The sequence below is a fragment of the Peribacillus sp. NPDC060253 genome, from assembly GCF_042727425.1.
Classification (GTDB): domain Bacteria; phylum Bacillota; class Bacilli; order Bacillales; family DSM-1321; genus Peribacillus.
Window position 1 is genome coordinate 1 of record NZ_JBHXAS010000085.1, and the last position, 21,425, is coordinate 21,425.

At 39.9% G+C, this 21,425-nt stretch carries 16 protein-coding genes and 1 pseudogene; all 17 read right to left on the bottom strand.

What is annotated here, in order from left to right:
* Positions 1-1,171 precede the first annotated feature (1,171 nt).
* Entirely contained in the window at positions 1,172-2,149 is a 978-nt protein-coding gene (locus ACFWE9_RS19230) for an NAD(P)H-dependent flavin oxidoreductase (protein WP_377358226.1), read from the bottom strand.
* A gap of 72 nt (positions 2,150-2,221) precedes the next feature.
* Positions 2,222-4,105, bottom strand: a complete 1,884-nt coding sequence (locus ACFWE9_RS19235) for a sigma-54-dependent Fis family transcriptional regulator (protein ID WP_377358228.1) — start codon at positions 4,103-4,105, stop codon at positions 2,222-2,224.
* 220 nt (positions 4,106-4,325) lie between these two features.
* Complete coding sequence (locus tag ACFWE9_RS19240) at positions 4,326-5,093, bottom strand: acetoin reductase (protein WP_377358251.1); 768 nt, start codon at positions 5,091-5,093, stop codon at positions 4,326-4,328.
* A gap of 48 nt (positions 5,094-5,141) precedes the next feature.
* Complete coding sequence (gene lpdA / locus ACFWE9_RS19245; RefSeq protein WP_377358230.1) at positions 5,142-6,524, bottom strand: dihydrolipoyl dehydrogenase; 1,383 nt, start codon at positions 6,522-6,524, stop codon at positions 5,142-5,144.
* Positions 6,525-6,541: 17 nt separating this feature from the next.
* Positions 6,542-7,759, bottom strand: a complete 1,218-nt coding sequence (locus ACFWE9_RS19250) for a dihydrolipoamide acetyltransferase family protein (RefSeq protein ID WP_377358232.1) — start codon at positions 7,757-7,759, stop codon at positions 6,542-6,544.
* 91 nt (positions 7,760-7,850) lie between these two features.
* Entirely contained in the window at positions 7,851-8,885 is a 1,035-nt protein-coding gene (locus ACFWE9_RS19255) for an alpha-ketoacid dehydrogenase subunit beta (protein WP_377358234.1), read from the bottom strand.
* 21 nt (positions 8,886-8,906) lie between these two features.
* A complete protein-coding gene (locus ACFWE9_RS19260) occupies positions 8,907-9,899 on the bottom strand; it encodes a thiamine pyrophosphate-dependent dehydrogenase E1 component subunit alpha (protein WP_377358236.1) in 993 nt (330 codons plus the stop codon).
* 221 nt (positions 9,900-10,120) lie between these two features.
* Positions 10,121-12,109 carry an acetoacetate--CoA ligase gene (locus ACFWE9_RS19265; RefSeq protein WP_377358238.1) on the bottom strand — a complete coding sequence of 663 codons (1,989 nt, stop codon included), beginning with the start codon at positions 12,107-12,109 and terminating at the stop codon, positions 10,121-10,123.
* 110 nt (positions 12,110-12,219) lie between these two features.
* Positions 12,220-13,491, bottom strand: coding sequence for an ATP-binding protein (locus ACFWE9_RS19270; protein ID WP_377358240.1), 1,272 nt, complete (start codon positions 13,489-13,491; stop codon positions 12,220-12,222).
* 201 nt (positions 13,492-13,692) lie between these two features.
* On the bottom strand, positions 13,693-14,832 hold the full coding sequence (locus ACFWE9_RS19275; protein ID WP_377358242.1) for an acyl-CoA dehydrogenase family protein: 1,140 nt from the start codon (positions 14,830-14,832) through the stop codon (positions 13,693-13,695).
* Between the two features lie 116 nt (positions 14,833-14,948).
* The gene (locus ACFWE9_RS19280; RefSeq protein WP_377358244.1) at positions 14,949-16,199 is read right to left on the bottom strand and encodes a GTPase; all 1,251 of its coding nucleotides are present in this window, start codon (positions 16,197-16,199) and stop codon (positions 14,949-14,951) included.
* A 119-nt stretch (positions 16,200-16,318) separates the two neighbouring features.
* Positions 16,319-17,071 carry a PadR family transcriptional regulator gene (locus tag ACFWE9_RS19285; protein WP_230155995.1) on the bottom strand — a complete coding sequence of 251 codons (753 nt, stop codon included), beginning with the start codon at positions 17,069-17,071 and terminating at the stop codon, positions 16,319-16,321.
* Positions 17,072-17,317: 246 nt separating this feature from the next.
* Complete coding sequence (map, locus tag ACFWE9_RS19290) at positions 17,318-18,064, bottom strand: type I methionyl aminopeptidase (RefSeq protein ID WP_230155997.1); 747 nt, start codon at positions 18,062-18,064, stop codon at positions 17,318-17,320.
* 367 nt (positions 18,065-18,431) lie between these two features.
* Positions 18,432-19,229 carry an ABC transporter permease subunit gene (locus tag ACFWE9_RS19295; protein ID WP_377358247.1) on the bottom strand — a complete coding sequence of 266 codons (798 nt, stop codon included), beginning with the start codon at positions 19,227-19,229 and terminating at the stop codon, positions 18,432-18,434.
* A 45-nt stretch (positions 19,230-19,274) separates the two neighbouring features.
* Positions 19,275-20,072: an ABC transporter permease subunit gene (locus ACFWE9_RS19300; protein WP_377358249.1), complete on the bottom strand. Its 798-nt coding sequence runs from the start codon at positions 20,070-20,072 to the stop codon at positions 19,275-19,277.
* Between the two features lie 6 nt (positions 20,073-20,078).
* Positions 20,079-20,963, bottom strand: coding sequence for an ABC transporter ATP-binding protein (locus ACFWE9_RS19305; RefSeq protein ID WP_230156003.1), 885 nt, complete (start codon positions 20,961-20,963; stop codon positions 20,079-20,081).
* A 67-nt stretch (positions 20,964-21,030) separates the two neighbouring features.
* Positions 21,031-21,425 (bottom strand): annotated as a pseudogene (locus ACFWE9_RS19310) (TetR/AcrR family transcriptional regulator); the annotation flags it as partial.

A 21,425-nucleotide genomic window follows, 5' to 3' on the forward strand; every position in this document is an offset into this window, starting at 1 on the left:
CATATGAATAATTTGATCAAGCAATAATTTAAAATCTAAAGTAATTTAAATCGATATTTTTCACTCGATTCTTATCATTATCTGTTAATTGCCTGTAATCACTTTATAAAATCATTTTTAGGCCATGACATATTTTATTGGCGCAATTGATTCCATTAATGCACATTATTAGTGTTTACAATATTTTATCATTTCACTCTAATATTTAATTGTTTAGTTTTAGAGATAAAATTTAACGCTGTCACTTATGTATAACGTGAGCCTCTTCTCTTTCTCCCATTTTCCACCCATTCGTTATAATGCCTAATCAAAAACCATAAGGCATGACGTATTTTACAGATGACTATGAACAATCATAATTGTACCTTTGTTCATAGTCATGACCCGCACAGCGTTTTTAGGTACTTCGAAAAGGTATTAAGTTTTAAAATAATAACGTATGCCCCCTCCTATCAAATACGCAGCTATAACCATTGTTCCCCCCCCCATCTTTTTCTTCTTTTTCCTGATTCTTTATGGACCTTTATTAAGTCGTGATTACAATAATCGCCATCAACATGTGTTTTGCTAAAGGTACATTTCCTGTATAATCATGCTTTTCTTGTTATTTTATTATATTGATATACAAAAATAGTGGCGAAATGAGAAAAATCACGGGTTAACACTTTGAAATAATTATATAAATATAACGATAACAACAACTAATCAAACGGTTTTTCATCTCAAAGGTTCCGCTTTCCAGCAAAAATGACAATATGGTGCTCTTTTTATCCCATAATTCTCACAAGACTTCTTAATGTTACTTTGCACTCGTTATAAAGCGATGATCCATTTTGATCAAGTATCCAGATTCAATTATATTTCAGCAACTTATAGAGAAATGTAGAATGACAAAAGAACAGATCGATCTTTTATCTTATAAAGCTCTAGCGTATTTGGGTAACACGCTAATTTACAGGTATTGAAACTGTGCAAAAAACCCCCATATAAAATAGCAAAGCATTTTATATGGGGGTTTTACGATTGTCATGAATATCGGTAGTGGCTCCTTCACATATTTCATAAATTTTATCGATGTATTGTTTCATGTAATTTTAAAAAGGATTTGAACAAGAAAAAAAGGAACATGAAATCGCATTGATCTCATGTTCCTTTTTGAACGAAGGGTTATTCATGTTCGAAGGGATTCGATACGGCTTTGGATGAATTCGAACGAGGTTTTTGCTTCTTGGACGATTTGGTTTATGAGTTCATTGACGGTCAAAACTTCTTTTATCAGGCCTACGGATTGACCGCAGGACCAGATGCCTCCGTCTAAATCGCCATCAAAGTATACTTTTTTGCTCCTTTGTCCCGTTATTAGCGGAATAAGGTCTTCTAAAGTGGCTCCTTCACTTTCAAGTTTGTCCACTTCTTTACTGACGCCATTTAATGCTACACGCGAACGACTGCCAATATTCCGTTGGATGACAACCGTATCCAGCTCATCGGCTGATACCATCCAGTTCTTCACGTTATCATGAATCGGCGCTTCTTGCGTTGCCATAAAGCGAGTTCCCATGACAATCCCTTCAGCACCGAGTGACAAGGCACTAATAAGGCCTCTGCCATCCGAAAATCCCCCGCCTGCTATTACAGGTATAGTAACGGAGTCAACTACTCTAGGGAGCATGACAAGCGTGCCTACATCCCCCATGCCAGGATGCCCCCCTGTTTCATTCCCTACAATAATTATAGCATCCACTCCTAATTTCTCTGCCGAGATTGCGTTTTTGACCCCCGCTACTTTATGTATCACGGTAAAGCCGTGCTCTTTAAGTTTAGGCATAATTCCTTCTGGACTTCGGCCACTCGTTTCAACAATTTTTACATTTTCATCAATTAAAATATCAATAAACTCATCATTTGGAGTTGGCGTTTGACTTGGAAATAGATTTAGATTTACAGCAAACGGTTTCTTCGTTAAAGATTTCACTTTGCGTACTTCATCACGTAGACCTTCGGGGGTCGCCTGTGTTTTGGAGGTTATGATACCTAGACCTCCTGCTTCGGATACGGCCGCTGCGAGCGGGGCTCGGCCAACTTGAAACATCCCACCGCATATAATCGGATATTCAATCCCTAATAATTCAGTAATTTTCGTTTTCATTTGCCATACTCCTTTCATTTTTCATGAATTTCTATAAATCTACTTTTCCTATACAATGTTCACACGCCATGGCTATATACCATACTTATGGAGCCGCTTATAAAATGTACTTCTTGGTATATCCATCAATTTAGCAGCGGCGGCGACATTTCCTCTTGATTTTTGTAATGCCTCTAACATTAGATCTCGTTGAATTTTTTCACGGATCGTCAGTTCATTTTCCTTCTTGTAATTTTTATCGTCTTCCTTCAATGGCGGGGACTCATTACGCCTCGTAATGGGCATCGAATTCATGGAATTAAACACTTCATAATCAACGGTCCCTTCTGCATGTAAGATGGTTAACCGCTGGAGAACATTCTGTAGCTCTCTTATATTGCCTGGCCAATTGTAATTCTTTAAACGATTCAATAAATCCTCCGTTAATGGAATATTCCAATTATTATTTGTGCACAAGTAGTTGACTAGATAAGGAATGTCTTCAATCCTTTCTCTTAAAGAGGGGACATGAATGGGGTAAACATTCAATCGATAGTATAAATCCTCGCGAAAGGACCCTTCATTGACAAGCTCCTCAAGCTTTCGGTGAGTCGCAGTGATAATGCGAATATCCAATGAAATGAGTTTAGAACCACCAAGCGGAACGATTTTTCTTTCTTGAAGTACACGCAGTAAAGCAACTTGCATCGCTAGGGGGATTTCACCGATTTCATCGAGAAAAATGGTCCCTCCATTAGCCTGCTCGAACTTTCCTTTGTACCCTTGCCGTTTAGCCCCTGTAAATGCACCTTCAACATACCCGAATAATTCACTCTCCATTAAATCTTTAGGGATGGCTCCGCAATTTATCGTGATGAACGGCCCATTTTTACGAGAGCTATTTTCATGAATAGCCATGGCAATAAGCTCTTTTCCAACGCCTGTTTCACCAGATATATACACATTCGCTTCTGTCGGTGCAACAAGATTCACTTTATGTAATGTGTTTTGAAAGGATTCACTAATCCCTCTTTCTCCTTTGAAGCTAAACACCTCAGAAGGCATGGAAGCTGGAAAGAGTCTATTGGTTTTATGACCTTGCTTCTCTGATAAGAATAAACATTTACCGGAAATCTTATTATCTTCTTTAGATAGCAGCGGGTTTTCCTTAACAATTCGATATCCATGGTTTAATAGATCTATCAATGTCATACCGATGGATTGAGGAATTTTTTTACGGACCTGTTTGCTGGCCGAAATGATCATTTCTTTATGATTACAAACGATAAAGGACTGTTCTGGATAGGTTTCTGCAAGTTCTATGGACTGCTGGGTCAGAGCCAGCTCTCTTTTATATGAACGAACTCCCATTTCCTGTTCGATCGTATACGCCAAATTGGCTACCATACCCAGCATGGACGGATGGAAATATTCAACTGGACACGATATATCCAAAACGCCCATTATCATTCCGTCTTCATTTAAAATGGGCATTGCAGAACAACTCCATTTATGTGAGGCAATGGAATAGTGTTCAGTACCTTGGATCATGACGGCTTCACCCGTTTTCAAAGCTGTTCCAATGGCGTTTGTTCCCACCTCACCCTCTGTCCAGCATACACCCTCGACAAAGTTTATTCTGCCTGCCTCATCCAGGATTTTCTCGTTTCCGGAAAGTGAGAGGACATATCCATCAGGATCAACTAATAAAGCCATCATTCCCGATTCTTTTATGGATTGATTCATCCTTATTAATTGGGGCGATGCTACTTCTAACAGGAAGGAGTTCTTTTCTCTTTGAATGTTCAATAATTCATTTGTCAATATGTGCTCGGCTTTATTGAGATATGGGTTGACTTGTTCTTTTTTACAGCGATGCCAAGATTCCATTATTCGCTTGTTCAGACGATTTGAATCGAGAACCCCTTCACTGACAAAGCGTTCCCATGTACGCAGATAACAACTAGTGGATAGCATATGATCCTCCTCTAATCATTTGGTTTAAACCTTCATATGAAATGAAAATAAGTTTAGTCAATCAAGAGAAAAAAAAACATGGAGTAATAAAAAAGGATGTTGATCGAGGTCCACTTAATTATAGTAGATTATGTATACGCTTACAATATATAGAGTTTAGTTTATCAAAAAAAAGCTTCACGTGATAATTCACATGAAGCTTCCCAATCAAACCATCCTTTTATGAAAAAATGACTCCTCCATCAATCATGATGGATTGTCCTGTCATATAATCAGAATCAGGTGAAGCAAGATAAGATACGAACTTCGCAACATCTTCTGGGGATTCGGAGCGTCCTAAGGTTATGGAATCAGTAAACTTTTTGAATGTTTCCCCTTTAGCAAGTTTCATATATTGACCCATTTTTTCATCGATTAGCTCCCACATTTGCGTCCCGACAATGCCTGGACAGTATGCATTCACCGTAATGCCGAACTGGGCCAATTCTTGTGCTGCCGCTTGTGTAATGCCTCTTACGGCGAATTTTGTGGCCGAGTATGTACCAAGTAAGCTAAAGCCTTTATAACTGGCGATGCTGGCAGCACTTATAATTTTCCCTCCTTCTTGCTTTTTCATTTGTTCAGCAGCGGCTTGCAGGCAAAAAAGTACACCATTTACATTGATATTGAAAATCTGTTCAAGATCCTCTTGAGTTACTTCCAAGAGTGGCTTGATTTGAGCAATTCCTGCATTTGAAACCATAACATCCAGTTGCCCAAAACGTTCCACAACTTGATCGACCATTTCGAATACTTCCCGTCTATCACTTACATCCGCTTTAATAGCAAAGCTTTCACGTCCTAGTTCCTTAATTTCATTTGCGACCGATTCGGCCGTATCCAGATTGACGTCGTTAATCACTACATTCAATCCATCTTGAGCTAATCTTAGAGCAATGGCACGTCCGATACCGCGTCCTGCACCAGTGACAACCGCCGTTCGTTGAATGCTTGCCATACAATCCCCCCTTTTAATCATTTATATCCAATGACTGTATTAAGAATGTACAGCTTGACCAACAACATTTAATAGAGCCTCATGGATGGATTCCGATAAGGTTGGATGTGCCGCTATTAAATCTTCCAACATATCTGTCGTTATTTCTGCATGCAGCATGATCGTTCCTTGACCAATTAGTTCTGTTGCATGTTGACCAACGATGGAAAAGCCTAAAATCTCGTTAAATTGAGGATTCACAAGGACTTTGACCTTTCCAATCTGTTTATTGGAAATGGCCGCTTTCCCATTTGCTGAAAAAGCAAATTCCCCAACTTTAATCTCCCCATAAATGTTCCTCGCTTCTTTCTCCGTTAAGCCTACACTGGCAATCTCCGGCGAGGTATAAATGCATCGAGGGATCGCCCGATAATTAACCTGGGCCAATTGACCACAGGCATTCAAAGCAGCTACCCGACCCTCATGAAATGCTACATGGGCAAGTTGGATGCCCCCTATCACATCACCACAGGCATAAACCGAAGAATTACTAGTTTGCATGCGATCATTCACCTTGATGCCAAAACGGGAAAAATCAATATTGTGGCCCTCTAAGTCCATTCCATTCACTCGTGGTTTTCTCCCTATTGAAACCAGAACATAATCAGCATGAAATTCTTCCATTCTACCATCTTCTTTTTCCCAAAATACCTTTTTACTCGTTGTATTTATGTTTTTTACGGATGTCGAGGTATGGACTGTTACTCCTTGGCTAATCAATTCTTGATGCAGGATGCTCGAGATATCATCATCTTCCCCTGGAAGTAACTTTTCCCCCATCTCGATAATGGTTACCTTGGTGCCAACCCTGCTATAAATACTGGCAAATTCGCAGCCGATGACGCCCCCTCCGATAATTAAAAGTGAATCGGGAATGACTGGAAGTGACATAGCTTGACCACTGTGGATGATCCATTCACCATCAAACGGAGCAAAAGGTAATGGGATTGGTTCAGATCCCGTTGCAATGATGATCTTACTAGCTTCAATTTCCTCAATGGTATTTCCGTTCTCGATCCTTAGTCGAGAGCTCGACAGGAATGATGCTTTTCCCTGTATGACTTTTATTTTATTCTTACTCATTAAATATTGAATGCCGTGCACGAGATTAGATATGACACCATTCTTTCGTTCTTGAACAGCTTCCCAATCGATTTCAATTAAATTGGAGGGAAGGCGAATTCCCATCTGGCCGGCATTTTTCACCATTTCATACGTATCGGCACTTTCTAATAATGACTTCGTTGGCATGCACCCTTCGTTTAAACAAGTTCCCCCCAAATGCCCTTCGACTACCAGTATGACCTCCTTATCCTGCTGGGCAGCAGTGATTGCCGCTACATACCCAGCAGGACCTCCACCTATAATAGCTATACGATCCAAGAGCTTTCCCTCCTTTTCTATAAAATTACGGTGAGCGGCTCTTCCAAATACCGTTTAATGGTTTGTAAAAAGGCAGAAGCGGGAGCTCCGTCGAGTACACGGTGATCAAAAGTTAAACTGAGTGGCAAGAACGTTCTCCGTTCCAATTCATCGCCAATATACAGCGGGGTATCAAAAGCAGAACCAATTCCAAGGATTCCTGTTTCCGGTGTATTCAGAATCGGCGTAAAGTGCTCGACTCCAAAGGCACCCAGGTTACTGATCGTAAAAGTTGAACCTTGCATGTTCTCACTAGGCAATTGACTGTCGCGTGCACGCTTAGCCAGCTCCTTACCCTTATCTGCTAACTGCCTTAGTGTACAGGCTTCCGCATTTCTTATGACTGGAACAACTAAACCCTTTTCCAAAGCAACAGCCACGCCTAGATGGATAGGCTCAAACAAATGGATTTTGTCATCTACATAAGCACTGTTCATTTTAGGGTGCTCCTTCAGTGAAAGTACGACAGCTTTGGCAACAAAATCCGTTATTGTCAGTTTACTTGATTCATGTTTTTGTAATATTTCAGTAGCTTGTTTTTGCAATATAATTAAATCGGTAATATCAGCTTTCATGGTGAGAGTTAATTGAGCACTGGTTTGCAAGCTATTCTGCATACGAGTGGCAATGATTTTCCGCATCCCATTTACAGGAATCTCTTGTGCTTTGTCTACGGAATGCGCCTGGACGAAGATACTTTCTTCCTTATTTTCTGGCTTTGGATCAGGCTTCATTGCTTTCTGTACATCATCTTTTGTGATTCTTCCGCCTGGGCCAGTCCCTTGAATTTTTTCAATATCTAGATTAGCCGCCTGTGCCATTTTCCGTGCAACCGGGGTGATCATCACTCGTTCACCTCTTGGCAAAATCGGTGACTCTGTCGTTTTCAGCTTTTCTTGTTCAGGAATTTCCTGCTCGTTTTCTTTAGCAACAGGCTCATCAATCATAATTTTTTCATTCGGATTTCCGATATAACAGATAACGGTTCCTGGAGTTACACCCTGTCCTTCTTGAACAGCTATGTTCAGAATGGTTCCTTCTGCAGGAGATTCAATATCCATTTCTATTTTCTCCGAGTTGATGCTTGCGATTGCTTCACCTTTTTCAACCGGATCCCCAACCTCCTTACTCCATAACGAAACAGTGCCCTCTTTCATCGCCATGCCCAATTTCGGCATTACCACTTCGACCGCCATATCTTTTATCTCCCTTCAAATTTGTTTTGGTGTCTAAAATGGATGTTCTTGCTCCAACTTATGAATAAGCTGGAGCTTGATGTTGAGTAAGTTACACCCCAAGAATGGAAGGCTCTCCCAACAATTCTGAAACGACTTGGATCACTTTTTCTGATGTTGGAAGATATATATCTTCAAGTGGAGGTGAAAAAGGTACTGGTGTATGTGGAGCTGTAATCCTTTTTATTGGCGCATCGAGCGTATCAAATCCTTTATCCGCAACCAATGCGGCAATATCGGTCGCCATGCTGCACCTTGGATTCGCTTCATCCATAACGATTAACCGATTAGTCTTGGCTACAGAGGAGAGAATTGTTTCTTCATCCAGTGGTGACAAGCTACGTGGGTCTACAATTTCAACTTCAATGCCTTTACCTGCAAGTTTTTGGGCAGCCTCCATTGCCGTGTGAACTTGTTTACCGATGGCAACAATCGTCAAATCCGAGCCCTTCCTTTTAATTTCAGCTTTACCGATTGGGATGGTATAGTATCCTTCAGGGACCTCTCCTACCATGTTATACAGCGTTTTATCTTCGAAAAAAATGACTGGATCATTATCCTCAATGGCTGAGAGTAACAGCCCTTTTGCATCATAAGGGGAAGATGGTACGACCACTTTCAATCCAGGAATGCTTGTAAACAAGGCATAAAGGCTCTGTGAATGCTGAGCTGCAGCCCTGAATCCTGCACCATGCATCGTACGGATCGTCACGGGTACCTGGGCTTTGCCCCCAAACATATACCGAAACTTCGCACCTTGATTTAATACTTCATCCAAACAGCTGCCAATGAAATCGTTGAACATTAACTCGGCAATCGGACGTAAACCCGTTGAAGCCGCTGCCATGGCCGCTCCCATATAACCTGCTTCTGCAATAGGTGTATCAAGGATCCTGTCTCGACCAAATTCTTGAACCAATCCTTTCGTGACACCTAAAACACCGCCCCATGCTTCGTCATCCTGCAGATGGTCAACTTCTGCACCCCCGGCTACATCTTCTCCCATAAGGATGACATTTTCATCCTTTCTCATGGCAAGGGCCATTGCTTCATTTATCGCTTGTGACATACTGATTTTCCTGCTCATCCTAATTCCCCCTTATTTTGTTCAATAAGATACATATACATCATTCAATAAATCGGATGCCTCTGGATACGGACTATCTTCACTGAACTTAACAGCCTGTTTAATAGCCTCTTCAACTGAATTCTCAAGAGAAACCAATTCTTTTTCCGCCAGCAGATTCTGATTCAGTAAGTAATTCCTAAATTGAACAATCGCATCTTTTTCTTGTTTATGTTCCTTTTTGTCTTCTTCTTTTTTATATTTCTGTGCATCTCCCTCGAAGTGTCCATAATTACGATAAGTAACGCATTCAATTAATGAGGGGCCTTCTCCTCTGCGAGCTCTAAGAACGGCTTCTTCAGCCGCCTTGTACACAGCCATTACATCCTTCCCATCCACCCGGACACCCGGGATATTGTAGCTTATCGCACGATCGGCTATCGTTTTACAGCTAGAAGCATAGTTGAAAGGCGTCGCTTCCCCATAGCCATTATTTTCAGCGATGAATATAACGGGTAGCTTCCAAATGGCCGCCAGATTAATCCCTTCATGAAATGTCCCATGATTATTGGCACCATCACCAAAAAAACAAACACTTACATGATCCGTCTTTTTATACTTGGCAGTTAATGCTGCACCACATGCAAGTGGGAACCCTCCGCCGACAATCCCGTTTGCGCCTAACATCCCTTTATCCAGATCGGCTATATGCATGGAGCCGCCTTTACCTTTACAAAGACCAGTCACTTTCCCATAGATTTCAGCCATCATCCCGTTAAGGTCGCATTCTTTTGCAATACAGTGGCCATGGCCTCGGTGAGTGCTCGTAATGCTGTCCTTTTCGGTTAGGTGAGCACATACTCCTACAGCTACCGCTTCTTCCCCAGCATACAAATGGACAAAGCCTGGTAAAATACCCTTTGCAAAGGATTCATGAACTTGGTCTTCGAATTTTCTGATCTCCAGCATTTTTTGATACATCCAATAAGCCTTGTCCTGTGATAACTTTTGTTCATTCGATTGAACCGTTTCCATTTTCTCAGCCCCCAATCATTAATAATGAGTCAATCATATATAGTGCAAATAGCGTGCCAAAATGGAAGGTTGGTAAATTAGGACTTTATCTATTTTTGAACGAGACAAAACGAGACAAAATGAGATTGATGTCTCGTTTTGTCTCGTTTATTGACCACGATTCATTCCATTATTAAAATTTCATACAAAAAAGACGGAGCTTTTTGCTCCGCCTTGGAATCTCAGAATATTTTTTTCTCATTTAACTCAATGGCTAAATCCTTGAAGAATTGAAGCGATTCAGGGTTCTCCATGGAATCTGCATTCACTACTTTATCAAACTCGAAACCTAACAACACTTTACGTATCGGGACTTCCATTTTCTTTCCGTTCAACGTTTTAGGTATTTGATCAACAGCATAGATTTGGTCAGGGATAAAGCGAGGGGATACTTGCCCTCTGATTTGTTCCTTGATTTTTGCTGTCAATGTTGCATCGAGGTTTAAACTTGGCTTAAGGACAACGAACAGCAGCAAGGAAGAACCGCGTCCCAGCACTTCCCTATCAATAACAAGGCTTTCCATAACCTCGTCGATCGCTTCGACAGCCCGGTAGATATCGCTAGTTCCCATACGTACACCGGAACGGTTGATGGTCGAGTCGGAACGTCCGTAAATGATACAACTGCCCTTGTCGTCGATTTTTATCCAATCACCGTGTTTCCATATCCCAGGATAGGTATCGAAATAACTCTCGTAGTATCTTGTTCCGTTTTGGTCATTCCAGAAATATAGCGGCATGGAAGGCATCGGTTTCGTAATGACCAATTCACCGACTTCATTAATCAATGTTTGACCTTGTTCATCAAAGGCTTCTGCACGTACACCTAATGCTCTTCCTTGTATCTCCCCGATTCTTACTGGTAATGTAGGAACACCACCTACAAATCCGGCACATACATCGGTTCCGCCACTGGATGAACTGAGCCAGATATCCTTCTTAACATTCTCATATACCCATTTGTATCCGTCACCCGACAATGGTGCTCCAGTTGAAAAAAGGGCCTTCAATTTCGACAAATCATAGTTTTCCTTTGGATTGATGCCTAACTTCATGGAATTCGTAAGGAATGGTGCACTTGTTCCAAAGAAAGTCATGCCTGTATCTTCAACCAATTCCCAAAGGGCACCCATATTCGGATAAGAAGGACTGCCGTCATAAAGAACGATCTTCGCCCCATTCAGCAAACCACCCATAAGGAGATTCCACATCATCCAGCCTGTTGTCGTAAACCAGAATACCGTATCCTCGGAAGTCATGTCTTGATGCAATCTTGTTGCTTTAAAATGCTCCAATAATATACCGCCATGCCCTTGTACAATTGGCTTTGGCATTCCTGTTGTACCTGATGAATAGAGAATCCACAGCGGATGATCGAACGGAACACTTTCAAATGATAATTCCGCTGTTTCTATTAAAAGGTCATCCCATGGAATGGTATCTACTAGAGTTTCTTCTAAAATCTTTTTATCTATGTAAGGAACCAATACTGTATGCTTAACAGTGACCAATTCTTTTTGAAGCTGTGATACAACGGATGTTTTATCATATACATTTCCATTGTACTGATACCCATTAACCGCCAATAATACAACCGGTTCAATCTGTTTGAAACGATCTATGACACTTCTTGCCCCAAAGTCAGGTGAACAACTGGACCAGATGGCACCTATACTCACTGTTGCCAAGAAGGCTATGACCGCTTCTGGTATATTTGGCATATAGGCAACAACCCGGTCGCCGGATTTCACACCGAGTTTCCTTAATGAATGGGCGAATGAAGCTACTTTCTCTTTCAGTTCCCTCCAACTAACCTCTTTTTGTTTGATATGTTCGGAACGAAAAAAAATCGCCGTTTTCTCTCCTTGATCATTCAATAATGCATTTTCAGCATAATTAAGCCTAGACCCCTCGAACCACTTCGCACCTGGCATTGAATGTTCCGTTAAAACCGTGTCATATTTCCTATCGGCTTTTATCTCACAATATTCCCAAATTGAAGCCCAAAAGTCTTCCAGTTCATTAACTGACCATTTCCATAATTCGTGATAATCATGAAATGATAAACCCTTTTTTTCTTTTAACCATCCTACATATTGAGTCAATACCGTTTGCTCGATTTGTTCGTTTGTCGGTTCCCAAATGATTTGTCCATCTGTAAGCGATTTCATACAATCATCTCCCTTAGGTATCTAATGCATTATTGAATTTTTTCCTAATAATTGGTGGTTTAATTAAATTGTAAGGTATCCATATAAAACCGTCAATTTACACCTTATTCTCAAATGGGTTCATGGCTATGAATAGGGAGGTTAATAGAGAAACATGTTCCTTTCCCTTGTACACTTGACACATGTATCGTTCCATCCATACTTTTGATAACGCTATATGAAACCATCATACCTAATCCAGTACCTTTATTTTTGGTCGTAAAGTAAGGCTCACCTAAACGGTATATTTGTTCCTGGGTCATTCCAATTCCTTGATCTTGTATCTTTATTTGGATCGTAGTGGCAGCTTGAATTAAATGTATGTATAATTCTCCCTCATCCTTCATCGATTCTATGCCATTCTTTAAGATATTGAACAAGCACTGTTGAAATTTCTTCCTGTCCCCCAAGATATAATAAGCTTCATCTTCGAATAGGGATAACTTCAATTTTGTCCCATTATTGTTAGCCAAGGGAATGATACTGTTTACGACATGCTGAATTTCATCGGATACCCTTAATCTTTCGTTATTTTCAGGACTAATGGAAGCAAACGTCAAATAATCATTAATGACATCCGTAGCTCGATCTAATTCCTTCAGCGCAATATTCGCATAATTTACCTTTGTTTGTGTAGAAACATCTTCACTCAACATTTGAATATATCCCCTTGTAACGGTAAGGGGATTACGAACTTCATGAGATATGCTTGCAGCGAGATGACTAACGATTTGTAACTTTTCCGCTTTCACTAATTCATCGAGAACCTGAAAATTCGCCAAAATGACTTCACATAGTATGATGACAACGACGATTCCTATGACTTGGATCGTAAAATATTGTTTCCATAGACTTATACCGATAGTTAGACCAAATATTTGAGTTGAAATAAACTGTGTGAGAATGTGAACAAAAAAGATTAATGAGACACCGATGAAGATTTTTTTACTGACAGATATTTTGAGATAGTATTTAGATATAAAAAACAGAGAAATTCCAATTAACGGAAAAGTGATGCATGATATATAAAATCCATTTTCCCCCCCAGTTAAAAAACGAATAAGCAAAGTGATCACTATTAATAGGGTCCCTAACCTCCAGCCCCCATATAAACCGCCTAAAAGAAAAGGGATCCATCGAAGGTCCCAAACAAAATCCGCTTCAATGACCACTGGAAATAGCATACATAGGACAAGTGAAAGAATGGGGAAAATGGATAGGAACCATCCTTTCAATGAATCTAAACGGTACACGAACTTCACTAGATAGCTCATTTGCAATAAAAAGAGCGGAAAAAGGATAATTAAAAAGTTAATCAGTAAATCTTTTGTCATAAGATTCATTTTTACACCGAACTTTCGATATTTTTCGAAGATTTAGACAGGTGTTTTAATAATAACAAGATAAAGAATGATAAGCTAGTAAAATTATCATGCGGGACTGAAAAATAGGCAACTAAAGCTTAGAGGTGCCATCCAAAGAAAAGAACAGTAAAAAACACTGAAACGACAAAGTCATCTCAGTGCCATAAGGAATTATTTTCATTAATATAGAGCTGATTTTGCGAGCAATGTGATAGTCGCATCATCCATCGGAGGATTATGAAGTCCTGCACGCACATCTCTATAGAAGCGTTGCAGTGGATTTTTCCGTTGTAAGCTTTTTGCTCCAACAACTCTCATCGCTTTATCGACAATCGAAATCGATTTATTGACGACAGAATATTTGACCGCACCCAATTGTTTTGATAGTTCTTCATGATCTTCGGGATGTTGCTCCCATTTTTCAGCAACAGAGTAGAGAAAATGGTGTGCCTCGTTCAATTCAAGTTCCATTTCCCCAATTGTTCTTTGGACATTCGGAAGATCTCTGATCGGTCCCGGTAAACTATTGGGAAAATAGGTCTTTGCAAATTCCACAGCATAATTTCTGGCAGCCACAGCAATTCCCAAGTAGCAAGCAGGAATATGTAGCAGCCACGCTTCAGGCTTTCTTTTTTGACCATTTCTTTTCATGACAAAATACTTTTCAGGCACGCTGACATCATTTAACACTAAGTCATGACTTCCTGTTCCCTGCATGGAAATCATATCCCAAGTTTCTTCTATACTGACCCCCAATACATCACGATGAACTAAAAAGGTGCCTTGCTGTTCATCTTCGGGTACCCATGCGGTTACAAGAAAAATATCAAGGACGGGAGAGAGTGTAGTGAACGTCTTTCTCCCATTCAAACACCATTGTTCCCCTTTTTTGATTGCAATCGTTTCCGGACGGCCTCCACGCGTCGGGCTTCCAGTACCCGCCTCTGATGCTGCCGTGTTGATGAGAGCGCCTTTCGATACGTGATCAAACAATTCATCCATGACTTCTTTTTCCCAAGGTCTTTTTTCAGTTAAGGATAATACCGTTCCGACATGCCAGCCTATTCCCAAAGCAGTTGGTCCGCAATGCTGAGCTATTTTTTCTTGGCATAGGAGGAAATCATATAAGGAACCACCGTACCCCCCATCCTCTTTTGCTAACGTTAATTTAGGGTATCCGAAATCCTTTAACTCCTGAATGTTTTCAAAGGGAAAACCATTCGACTCATCCAGTGCTTCAGATCGACCGGAAAAGGACTGAATCGCTTCCTCTAATTTTTGTATATATTCTTTTTGCTTCTGTGATTGAAAAAAAGACATGAAGATCATCCCTTCTGTAATAAACAATATTCCTGACCCATCTAGCAGCAAAAACAGTGCCCGCTAGAACTCCCATTTATCATATCACTTTAGTGGAGTTTATGGTTTGAAACTGCTTATTCAGATTCATTGTCTTCATTTTTATACGCTTTGTTGGCGTTCTTATAAGCTGCCTTCGCCTGATCCATATCTTTGTTTTCAATAAAATAAGCGATCGCAGCCTGACCAATTCCATACGTGACCGCGCCGGCTACAGCCCCTGAAACGACTAGACCAGCTCCTGGAATGAATCGGACTGCTGCTCTGACACCTTCCCTGACAAGGAGGCCGATACCAACATTGATCCCTAATGCTGTAATGAATTCACTCGCTGTTTTAGTATTAATGTCCTTATCCGCGATAAAACCAATGACCACAATCATCAATCCTTGAATGCCTGTCAATATGGGAAAATCGGCGAAAGGAATGGGCTCTGCACCAATTAAGCCGGCGATGGCCGTAAACGTTCCCACGATCGTCCGCGCAAATTTCCTTTTAACGAATTGGCTTTGTATCGCTTTGGCCGTCTTCAGTTTCGCTTCACTGGGTAAGGCCTCGATTAAGTAATCAGATAGCAAATCGATGTTCCAACGCATATCGTATTCAATATTTCCATTTTCATCAAAATCAATATATGAACAAATGGGAATGATGTTCAATAGTGGGATGTCACTTTCGTTAAAGCGCTTGGACATCAACGCGATGGCTTCATCAATATTCTGTTTTTTCTTAGGATTGGCATCAAAAGGCGCTTGTTTATAATGTGGCGGATCTAATTCATCCACTTGGGTGACTACACAGATAACGGGTACTTCATAATGGTGTATCTCTTTAACGATCTTGCGCAGCTTGTTCAACTCTTGTAAATCCTCTTCAATCCGTGAATCCGTTTCTTTTGCTTTAATCAGGAAAAGAAACACGTCAGGCTGTTCTTCGGTAACCGCTTTTATCAATTCATCCATCGGTGTTTCTTCTTCAAATTCTTCCGTCGGAGCTTCACTTTCCCCCAATCCGCGGGAATCCAAAAGACGTATTTTGGGCTCTGCATTACTGGGGTACCAAAGCCATTTACCCTTACCTGTTCCAGCTTTTACGGAACTGACATATTGCCGTTCCTGGCCAAACATCGCATTAATCAGTGATGACTTTCCGGACCCGCGCCTCCCGACCAGAGCAATTCGTGGTTCCCTTGCATCTACTGTCATCGTTTTAAGCTTCAAGAGCTGGTCGAGCATTTTGTTCTTTTTCGATTGTGAAATTGGCAGCTTATCTACCTGACCTTTAATAAAAGCGAATATGCTTCCCATTTCATCGTGTTTTCCTACCACCGTGCATTCCCCCTTGTTTTGAAGTGTTTTTATGTAACATTTACCCTTGAACGATTCAAGTTAAGCACGTTACTTGAATCTTCCTCACAAGCATAAGGGGTACCATTTCTGATAATGATTTAAGACTTTTCTTTTAGGAACATTACGACACTGGCCATGTATTTTTGGATTTCCTGTACTTGAAAAGCAGCGGAATCCGCAATCTGTTTGTAATGATGCTGACCTTCATCGGTAATTCGTAAATAACGTTTTGTTCGTTTTTCACTTTCCCATCTGCCAACCAGAAGTCCGTTCTCTTCCATCTCGTGAGAAAGATCGTATAAATACCCGTTAGAAGCAATCCAGCCGAATTGATTTTTAAGCAAATCGCCAATTTCCCCCATGTAAATGGGCTTTTTAGTAAAAGCCGCTTTTAATGTGACATAACGGACAAGGTCCTTCACCGATATTATTTTCGAGAAATACGACCTATATTCTTCTGGAAGTTCTTTAAGTACGGGAGGATTTTCACCCGAACCCCTCAAATCGAACATGAAGCGGTCAATGACCTTTTTCACTTCTGAAAACCTTTCCAGGAAATGCTCTTGGTACCATACATAAAGCTCGTTTCCTTTTTCCGTTATTTGATAATAATTTCTTCCCTTGCTTGTGTATAATGATAAATGGTTGGATTCGACAAGCGTATTGGATATTTTACATAGATAGTCATAGCTATGCACTTTTCCAGTAAACGTATTTTTCAGGTCCTGATGAATCGCCCTTGGATAATTCGCTTTTATTCTCAAAGAATGAAGTAAAAAAATCGTTAAAAATTCTCGTTGACTTAACCCAACCGATTCTACCGTTGTCGATAATTTTTCCCCTTTCTTCACTGTCAAAACCTCCTTGATATCCTGTTATATGACTCATCCATTAAATATTTCTTCCTTCTCCCTTATTATCCTGTGCTGCCACATATTAGTAAAGTGTTTAATCCGTAATTACCTAGTACTTATTTTTGCGGATTTACTCCATTTTGGGATAAGTGTATTCAGAATATTCTGTCGAGGTTTATTATGGAATAGTCTTAACCAAAAAAAAAAGAAACAGCCCATGATTAGGCCATTCCTTTTTATTGATTACTGTTCCGTTAATATGATTGGATCTTCTTTTGTAATGACGAGAGTATGTTCATATTGAGCCGAAAACTTTCCATCTGCCGTTCTTGCCGTCCAGCCATCTTGGTCCATCTTCATATGCCATGTTCCTGCATTCAACATGGGTTCAATCGTGATGACCATTCCTTCTTTTAGTCGTGCACCTTTACCTGGTTTCCCATAATGAAGCACTGTTGGGTCTTCGTGCATGGTTTTCCCGATTCCGTGTCCTGTGAAATCGCGGACGACAGAAAATTTTTCACCTTCAGCATAGGATTGAATGGCATGACCTATGTCTCCGAGACGATTTCCTGCCCGTGCCACTTCGATGCCTCTATAGAGGGCATTCTTGGTAACATCCATCAATCGCTGGGCTTCTTCTGAAACCTCACCAACTGCATATGTCCAAGCAGAATCCGCCAAACCGCCGTTAAGATTCACGACCATATCAACCGTTACGATATCGCCCTCTTTTAGAGCTTTCTTTTGCGGGAAGCCATGGCATATTACATCATTCACTGATGCGCACGTTGCATATTTGTAGCCATTATAGCCTTTTTGTTCCGGCGTTGCACCATGCTCTGCAAGATACTTGTCGACAAACTCTTCAATTTCCCAAGTCGTAATGCCCGGTTTGATCATTTTAGCGATTTCTCTATGCGTCGCAGCAAGAAGCTTGCCAGCTTCATGCATCAAATGTATTTCTCGTTCACTTTTTATTGTAATCATTTAAAATCCTCTTTCGTTTAATATCTTTTCTGATTGAGACTCCTTTTTTATCATATGCCTTTTTTTATATAAAAAGCAACCAAAAACCCGGTTAAAATCACAGGGTTAATAAATTGATCCTTTCCTTATCCATAATCAGCTGATGACAAACAAAATAATTTGATGGCTAATACTTCTTCAGATCGTCTCCCGTGACTGCTGTTGTTAGCTCTGACTTAGGTTATGGCTTGATTATTATCAATCATGACCAAGACTCTCCCTGAGGAAAACCAGACGTAAATAAAAGGTGGATAGCATGTTTCGGAAGCTCTTGCTGGACAAACTCGTCATCTTACACGCCATTGGATTAGTGATTACGGTCATTGTACTAAACATTCAAATCTCTTTTTTTATAAAAAACATAGGTAACGACCAAAAGTGTAAGAATCAATATTAGTGAAATGACTACAAATAATACATCCAAACCGCCGCCATACATTACATTTTTCGCTTCAAAATATTTAAATGGTGTAAAATACCTTAAGCCTTCAATGTTCTCATTCAAATCAATAACGATTGATAACATATACGTTAGTAAAAGGATTCCAGCCGCTACTGATGCAGCCGTCTTTGGCTTCTTTTTTACAGCAGCAAGTGCGCTGCCGATGACCATAAACAAGACCTGTAAAAAGAGCATTGCCGCCATTAATATCGCTATTTCACCATTAACCGCCTCTCCATCGCTGTATTTCCCTAACAGAATAATGGACGAAAGGAATGTTGCGAGATTAAAGATTATGATATTAGTGAAAGCGGCCAATAGCTTAGTTGTAATGACTTTACTTCTAGATACTGGTTTGACGAATAAAAACTCGGATGTTTTATCCCTTTCTTCTTTTGCAATAATGGTCGCTCCAAGCATTACCGCATGAATGGTTGCCATTAATAATAAATAGAGAAAAAGCATTCCATAGTAACCGCTGGCCTTCATTAAATCTAAATCACTGAAACCCAATACAGCCCGCAACGATTTTGGAATATCTGCGATCAAATCATTTATCGATTGCCCCGATGACGAATATGCTTCATATTTAGTCATTCCTGATATCACCATAAGGAAGACACCGATGCTCCAAAATATGAGCGATTTTCGATGATACTTCATTTCTTTTAAAAATATATTCATGACCCACCCCCTCCATTTAGCGTTCCACAAGTAAAGCAAGCACTCTTAAACAGCATGTATATCCTTCTTGTTATAGACGACATAACTAGCTGCTATGGCAAGAAGGATAATAACTGCACCAACAATCAAAAATGTTGCTTCATAGCTGGAATGTTTAATGATATAGGCCGCGTCGAAATATTTAAACGGCGAAATATAACGTTTCACTTCATCACCTGTCGTATCACTGAACATTCCCACAAAGTAGAAAACAAAGACAGTGGCAAGCGAGACGGTCAGCACGGATTTGATTCTTTGGACAATAACAGAAATGATGATCCCAAAGGCTAAGAATAGGAGTTGTATGAAAAAAATTGTAAGCGACAGCAAAAAGAAAATTTTCAAGCTAAAATCATCTGTCTTGACTTGTAATGCCACAAAGCTAGCTGCCGCAAAATAAACGACATTCGTCATGACAATCGAAACAAAAGCTGCCAATAACTTGGCTGTCAAAATTTTATTACGGGTAATAGGCTTCGTTAACAAAAAGTCCGCAGTCTTTGCAAGGACTTCCTTGCTTACAATGGAAGTGCCTAGATTCATAGCCTGGATTGCTGCACAAAGAGTAATAAACGATAATGGGAAGCTATAGAATCCTAAAATAGTAAAGAAATTTTCTTGATTAAACCCGAGTGCGTTTCTTAACGCCTCTGGATAATTTTCCAATATTCTTTTAAAATCCTCTGCATCCTCAGCAAATGAAGAATACATCGACATGAAAATAACGATGATCGCAATTAACGATAGCGACCATATGATCGTAGACTTTCGATAAGCCTTCAATTCATGCATAAAGATATTCATGGTTTCCTAGGCCTCCTTTTCGTAATAATGCATAAAGATCTCCTCAAGGTCTGGCTCTTCGATCCACAGGTTCGCGATATCGATTTCCGCGATTTTTTTCATCACCGTATTGATATTACCTCTAAATAAAAAGCTGATTACGTTATTGTTAACCTCTAATTTATTAACCCCGCCGATTTGGAAATAATCCTTGTCTAGAGCATATTTCGTCTCAATTTTAAACTTTTTATAGTTGTTCTCCTGTAACGTACTAATCTTTTCTACCGTTATGATTTTACCTTCTTTAATGATGGCAACTCGATTACATAATCTTTGAACCTCGCTAAGGATGTGTGACGAAAATAGGATCGTTGCACCTTTTTTATTCTCTTCCTCTAATAGTTCAAAGAACTTTTGCTGCATTAATGGGTCAAGCCCGCTCGTGGGTTCATCCAAAATAATAAGTTTAGGTTCATGGAGAAGCCCTTGAACAATCCCGACCTTTTTCTTGTTTCCTAAGGAAAGGTCATCAATTTTTTTATTGAGATCCAAGTCCATAATTTCCGCTAAATCTTTGATTCTCTTACTACAATCCTTTTTATAAAAACTGGCTGAGTATTTTAAAAGTTCCTTTACTTTCATATTGTCATAGTAAAAGACTTCTGATGGTAAATAGCCAATTTCCTTTTTTATTTCTGGAGCAAATCGAATACAGTCTTTCCCAAAAATCGTGGCGCTGCCGCTCGTTGGGTAAATGAGCGATAATAATGTACGAATCGTTGTCGACTTCCCTGCACCATTCGGTCCAATAAACCCGAAAATTTCACCCTGTTCAACATTAAAACTAATATCGGATATTCCTCTAGATTTGCCGTAAGTTTTGGTTAGATTTTTAATTTCTATTACGTTCATTTATAATACCTCCCTTTTTCTCCTCAGTACGCGGAATTACTAATTTTATATATGATTGATCACTGCCTTATTCGTACAAAGAATCCCTTAGTATTTCCAAGTATTCTTCCATTTCTGCCATTGTCTCATCGCTAGCGATTTGCTCCAGGGATAGGGACAATGCTTTTTCTTGCATTTGATACGCGAATCCTTCCACTGTCCAATTAATAATGTTAATCGCCTTTTTACTATCAATCCCTTTTTTAAATTTAGAAAGATCAATATCGGAAAATAATTTATTAAAGGAGCTTTCAAACAATTCCTTACCCCTGCTGTTAATGTCAATTTTCACTGTAGGGGAGGAGTCTTTATAGATTGACTTAACGAAATTTAGCATTTCAGGATAAATTTTATATATTTCAATTTTCAGCAATGCGATTTGCCGATAGCGGACAAAAATGTCTTTTTCCTCCCAATTTATAT

Excerpts from the sequence above, each read along its gene's own strand:
- ACFWE9_RS19230 (WP_377358226.1), bottom strand. The coding sequence starts at position 2,149 with ATGAAAACGAAAATTACTGAATTATTAGGGATTGAATATCCGATTATA.
- ACFWE9_RS19235 (WP_377358228.1), bottom strand. The coding sequence starts at position 4,105 with ATGCTATCCACTAGTTGTTATCTGCGTACATGGGAACGCTTTGTCAGT.
- ACFWE9_RS19250 (WP_377358232.1), bottom strand. The coding sequence starts at position 7,759 with ATGGCGGTCGAAGTGGTAATGCCGAAATTGGGCATGGCGATGAAAGAG.
- ACFWE9_RS19255 (WP_377358234.1), bottom strand. The coding sequence starts at position 8,885 with ATGAGCAGGAAAATCAGTATGTCACAAGCGATAAATGAAGCAATGGCC.
- ACFWE9_RS19260 (WP_377358236.1), bottom strand. The coding sequence starts at position 9,899 with ATGGAAACGGTTCAATCGAATGAACAAAAGTTATCACAGGACAAGGCT.
- ACFWE9_RS19265 (WP_377358238.1), bottom strand. The coding sequence starts at position 12,109 with ATGAAATCGCTTACAGATGGACAAATCATTTGGGAACCGACAAACGAA.
- ACFWE9_RS19270 (WP_377358240.1), bottom strand. The coding sequence starts at position 13,491 with ATGAATCTTATGACAAAAGATTTACTGATTAACTTTTTAATTATCCTT.
- ACFWE9_RS19275 (WP_377358242.1), bottom strand. The coding sequence starts at position 14,832 with ATGTCTTTTTTTCAATCACAGAAGCAAAAAGAATATATACAAAAATTA.
- map (WP_230155997.1), bottom strand. The coding sequence starts at position 18,064 with ATGATTACAATAAAAAGTGAACGAGAAATACATTTGATGCATGAAGCT.
- ACFWE9_RS19295 (WP_377358247.1), bottom strand. The coding sequence starts at position 19,229 with ATGAATATATTTTTAAAAGAAATGAAGTATCATCGAAAATCGCTCATA.
- ACFWE9_RS19300 (WP_377358249.1), bottom strand. The coding sequence starts at position 20,072 with ATGAATATCTTTATGCATGAATTGAAGGCTTATCGAAAGTCTACGATC.
- ACFWE9_RS19305 (WP_230156003.1), bottom strand. The coding sequence starts at position 20,963 with ATGAACGTAATAGAAATTAAAAATCTAACCAAAACTTACGGCAAATCT.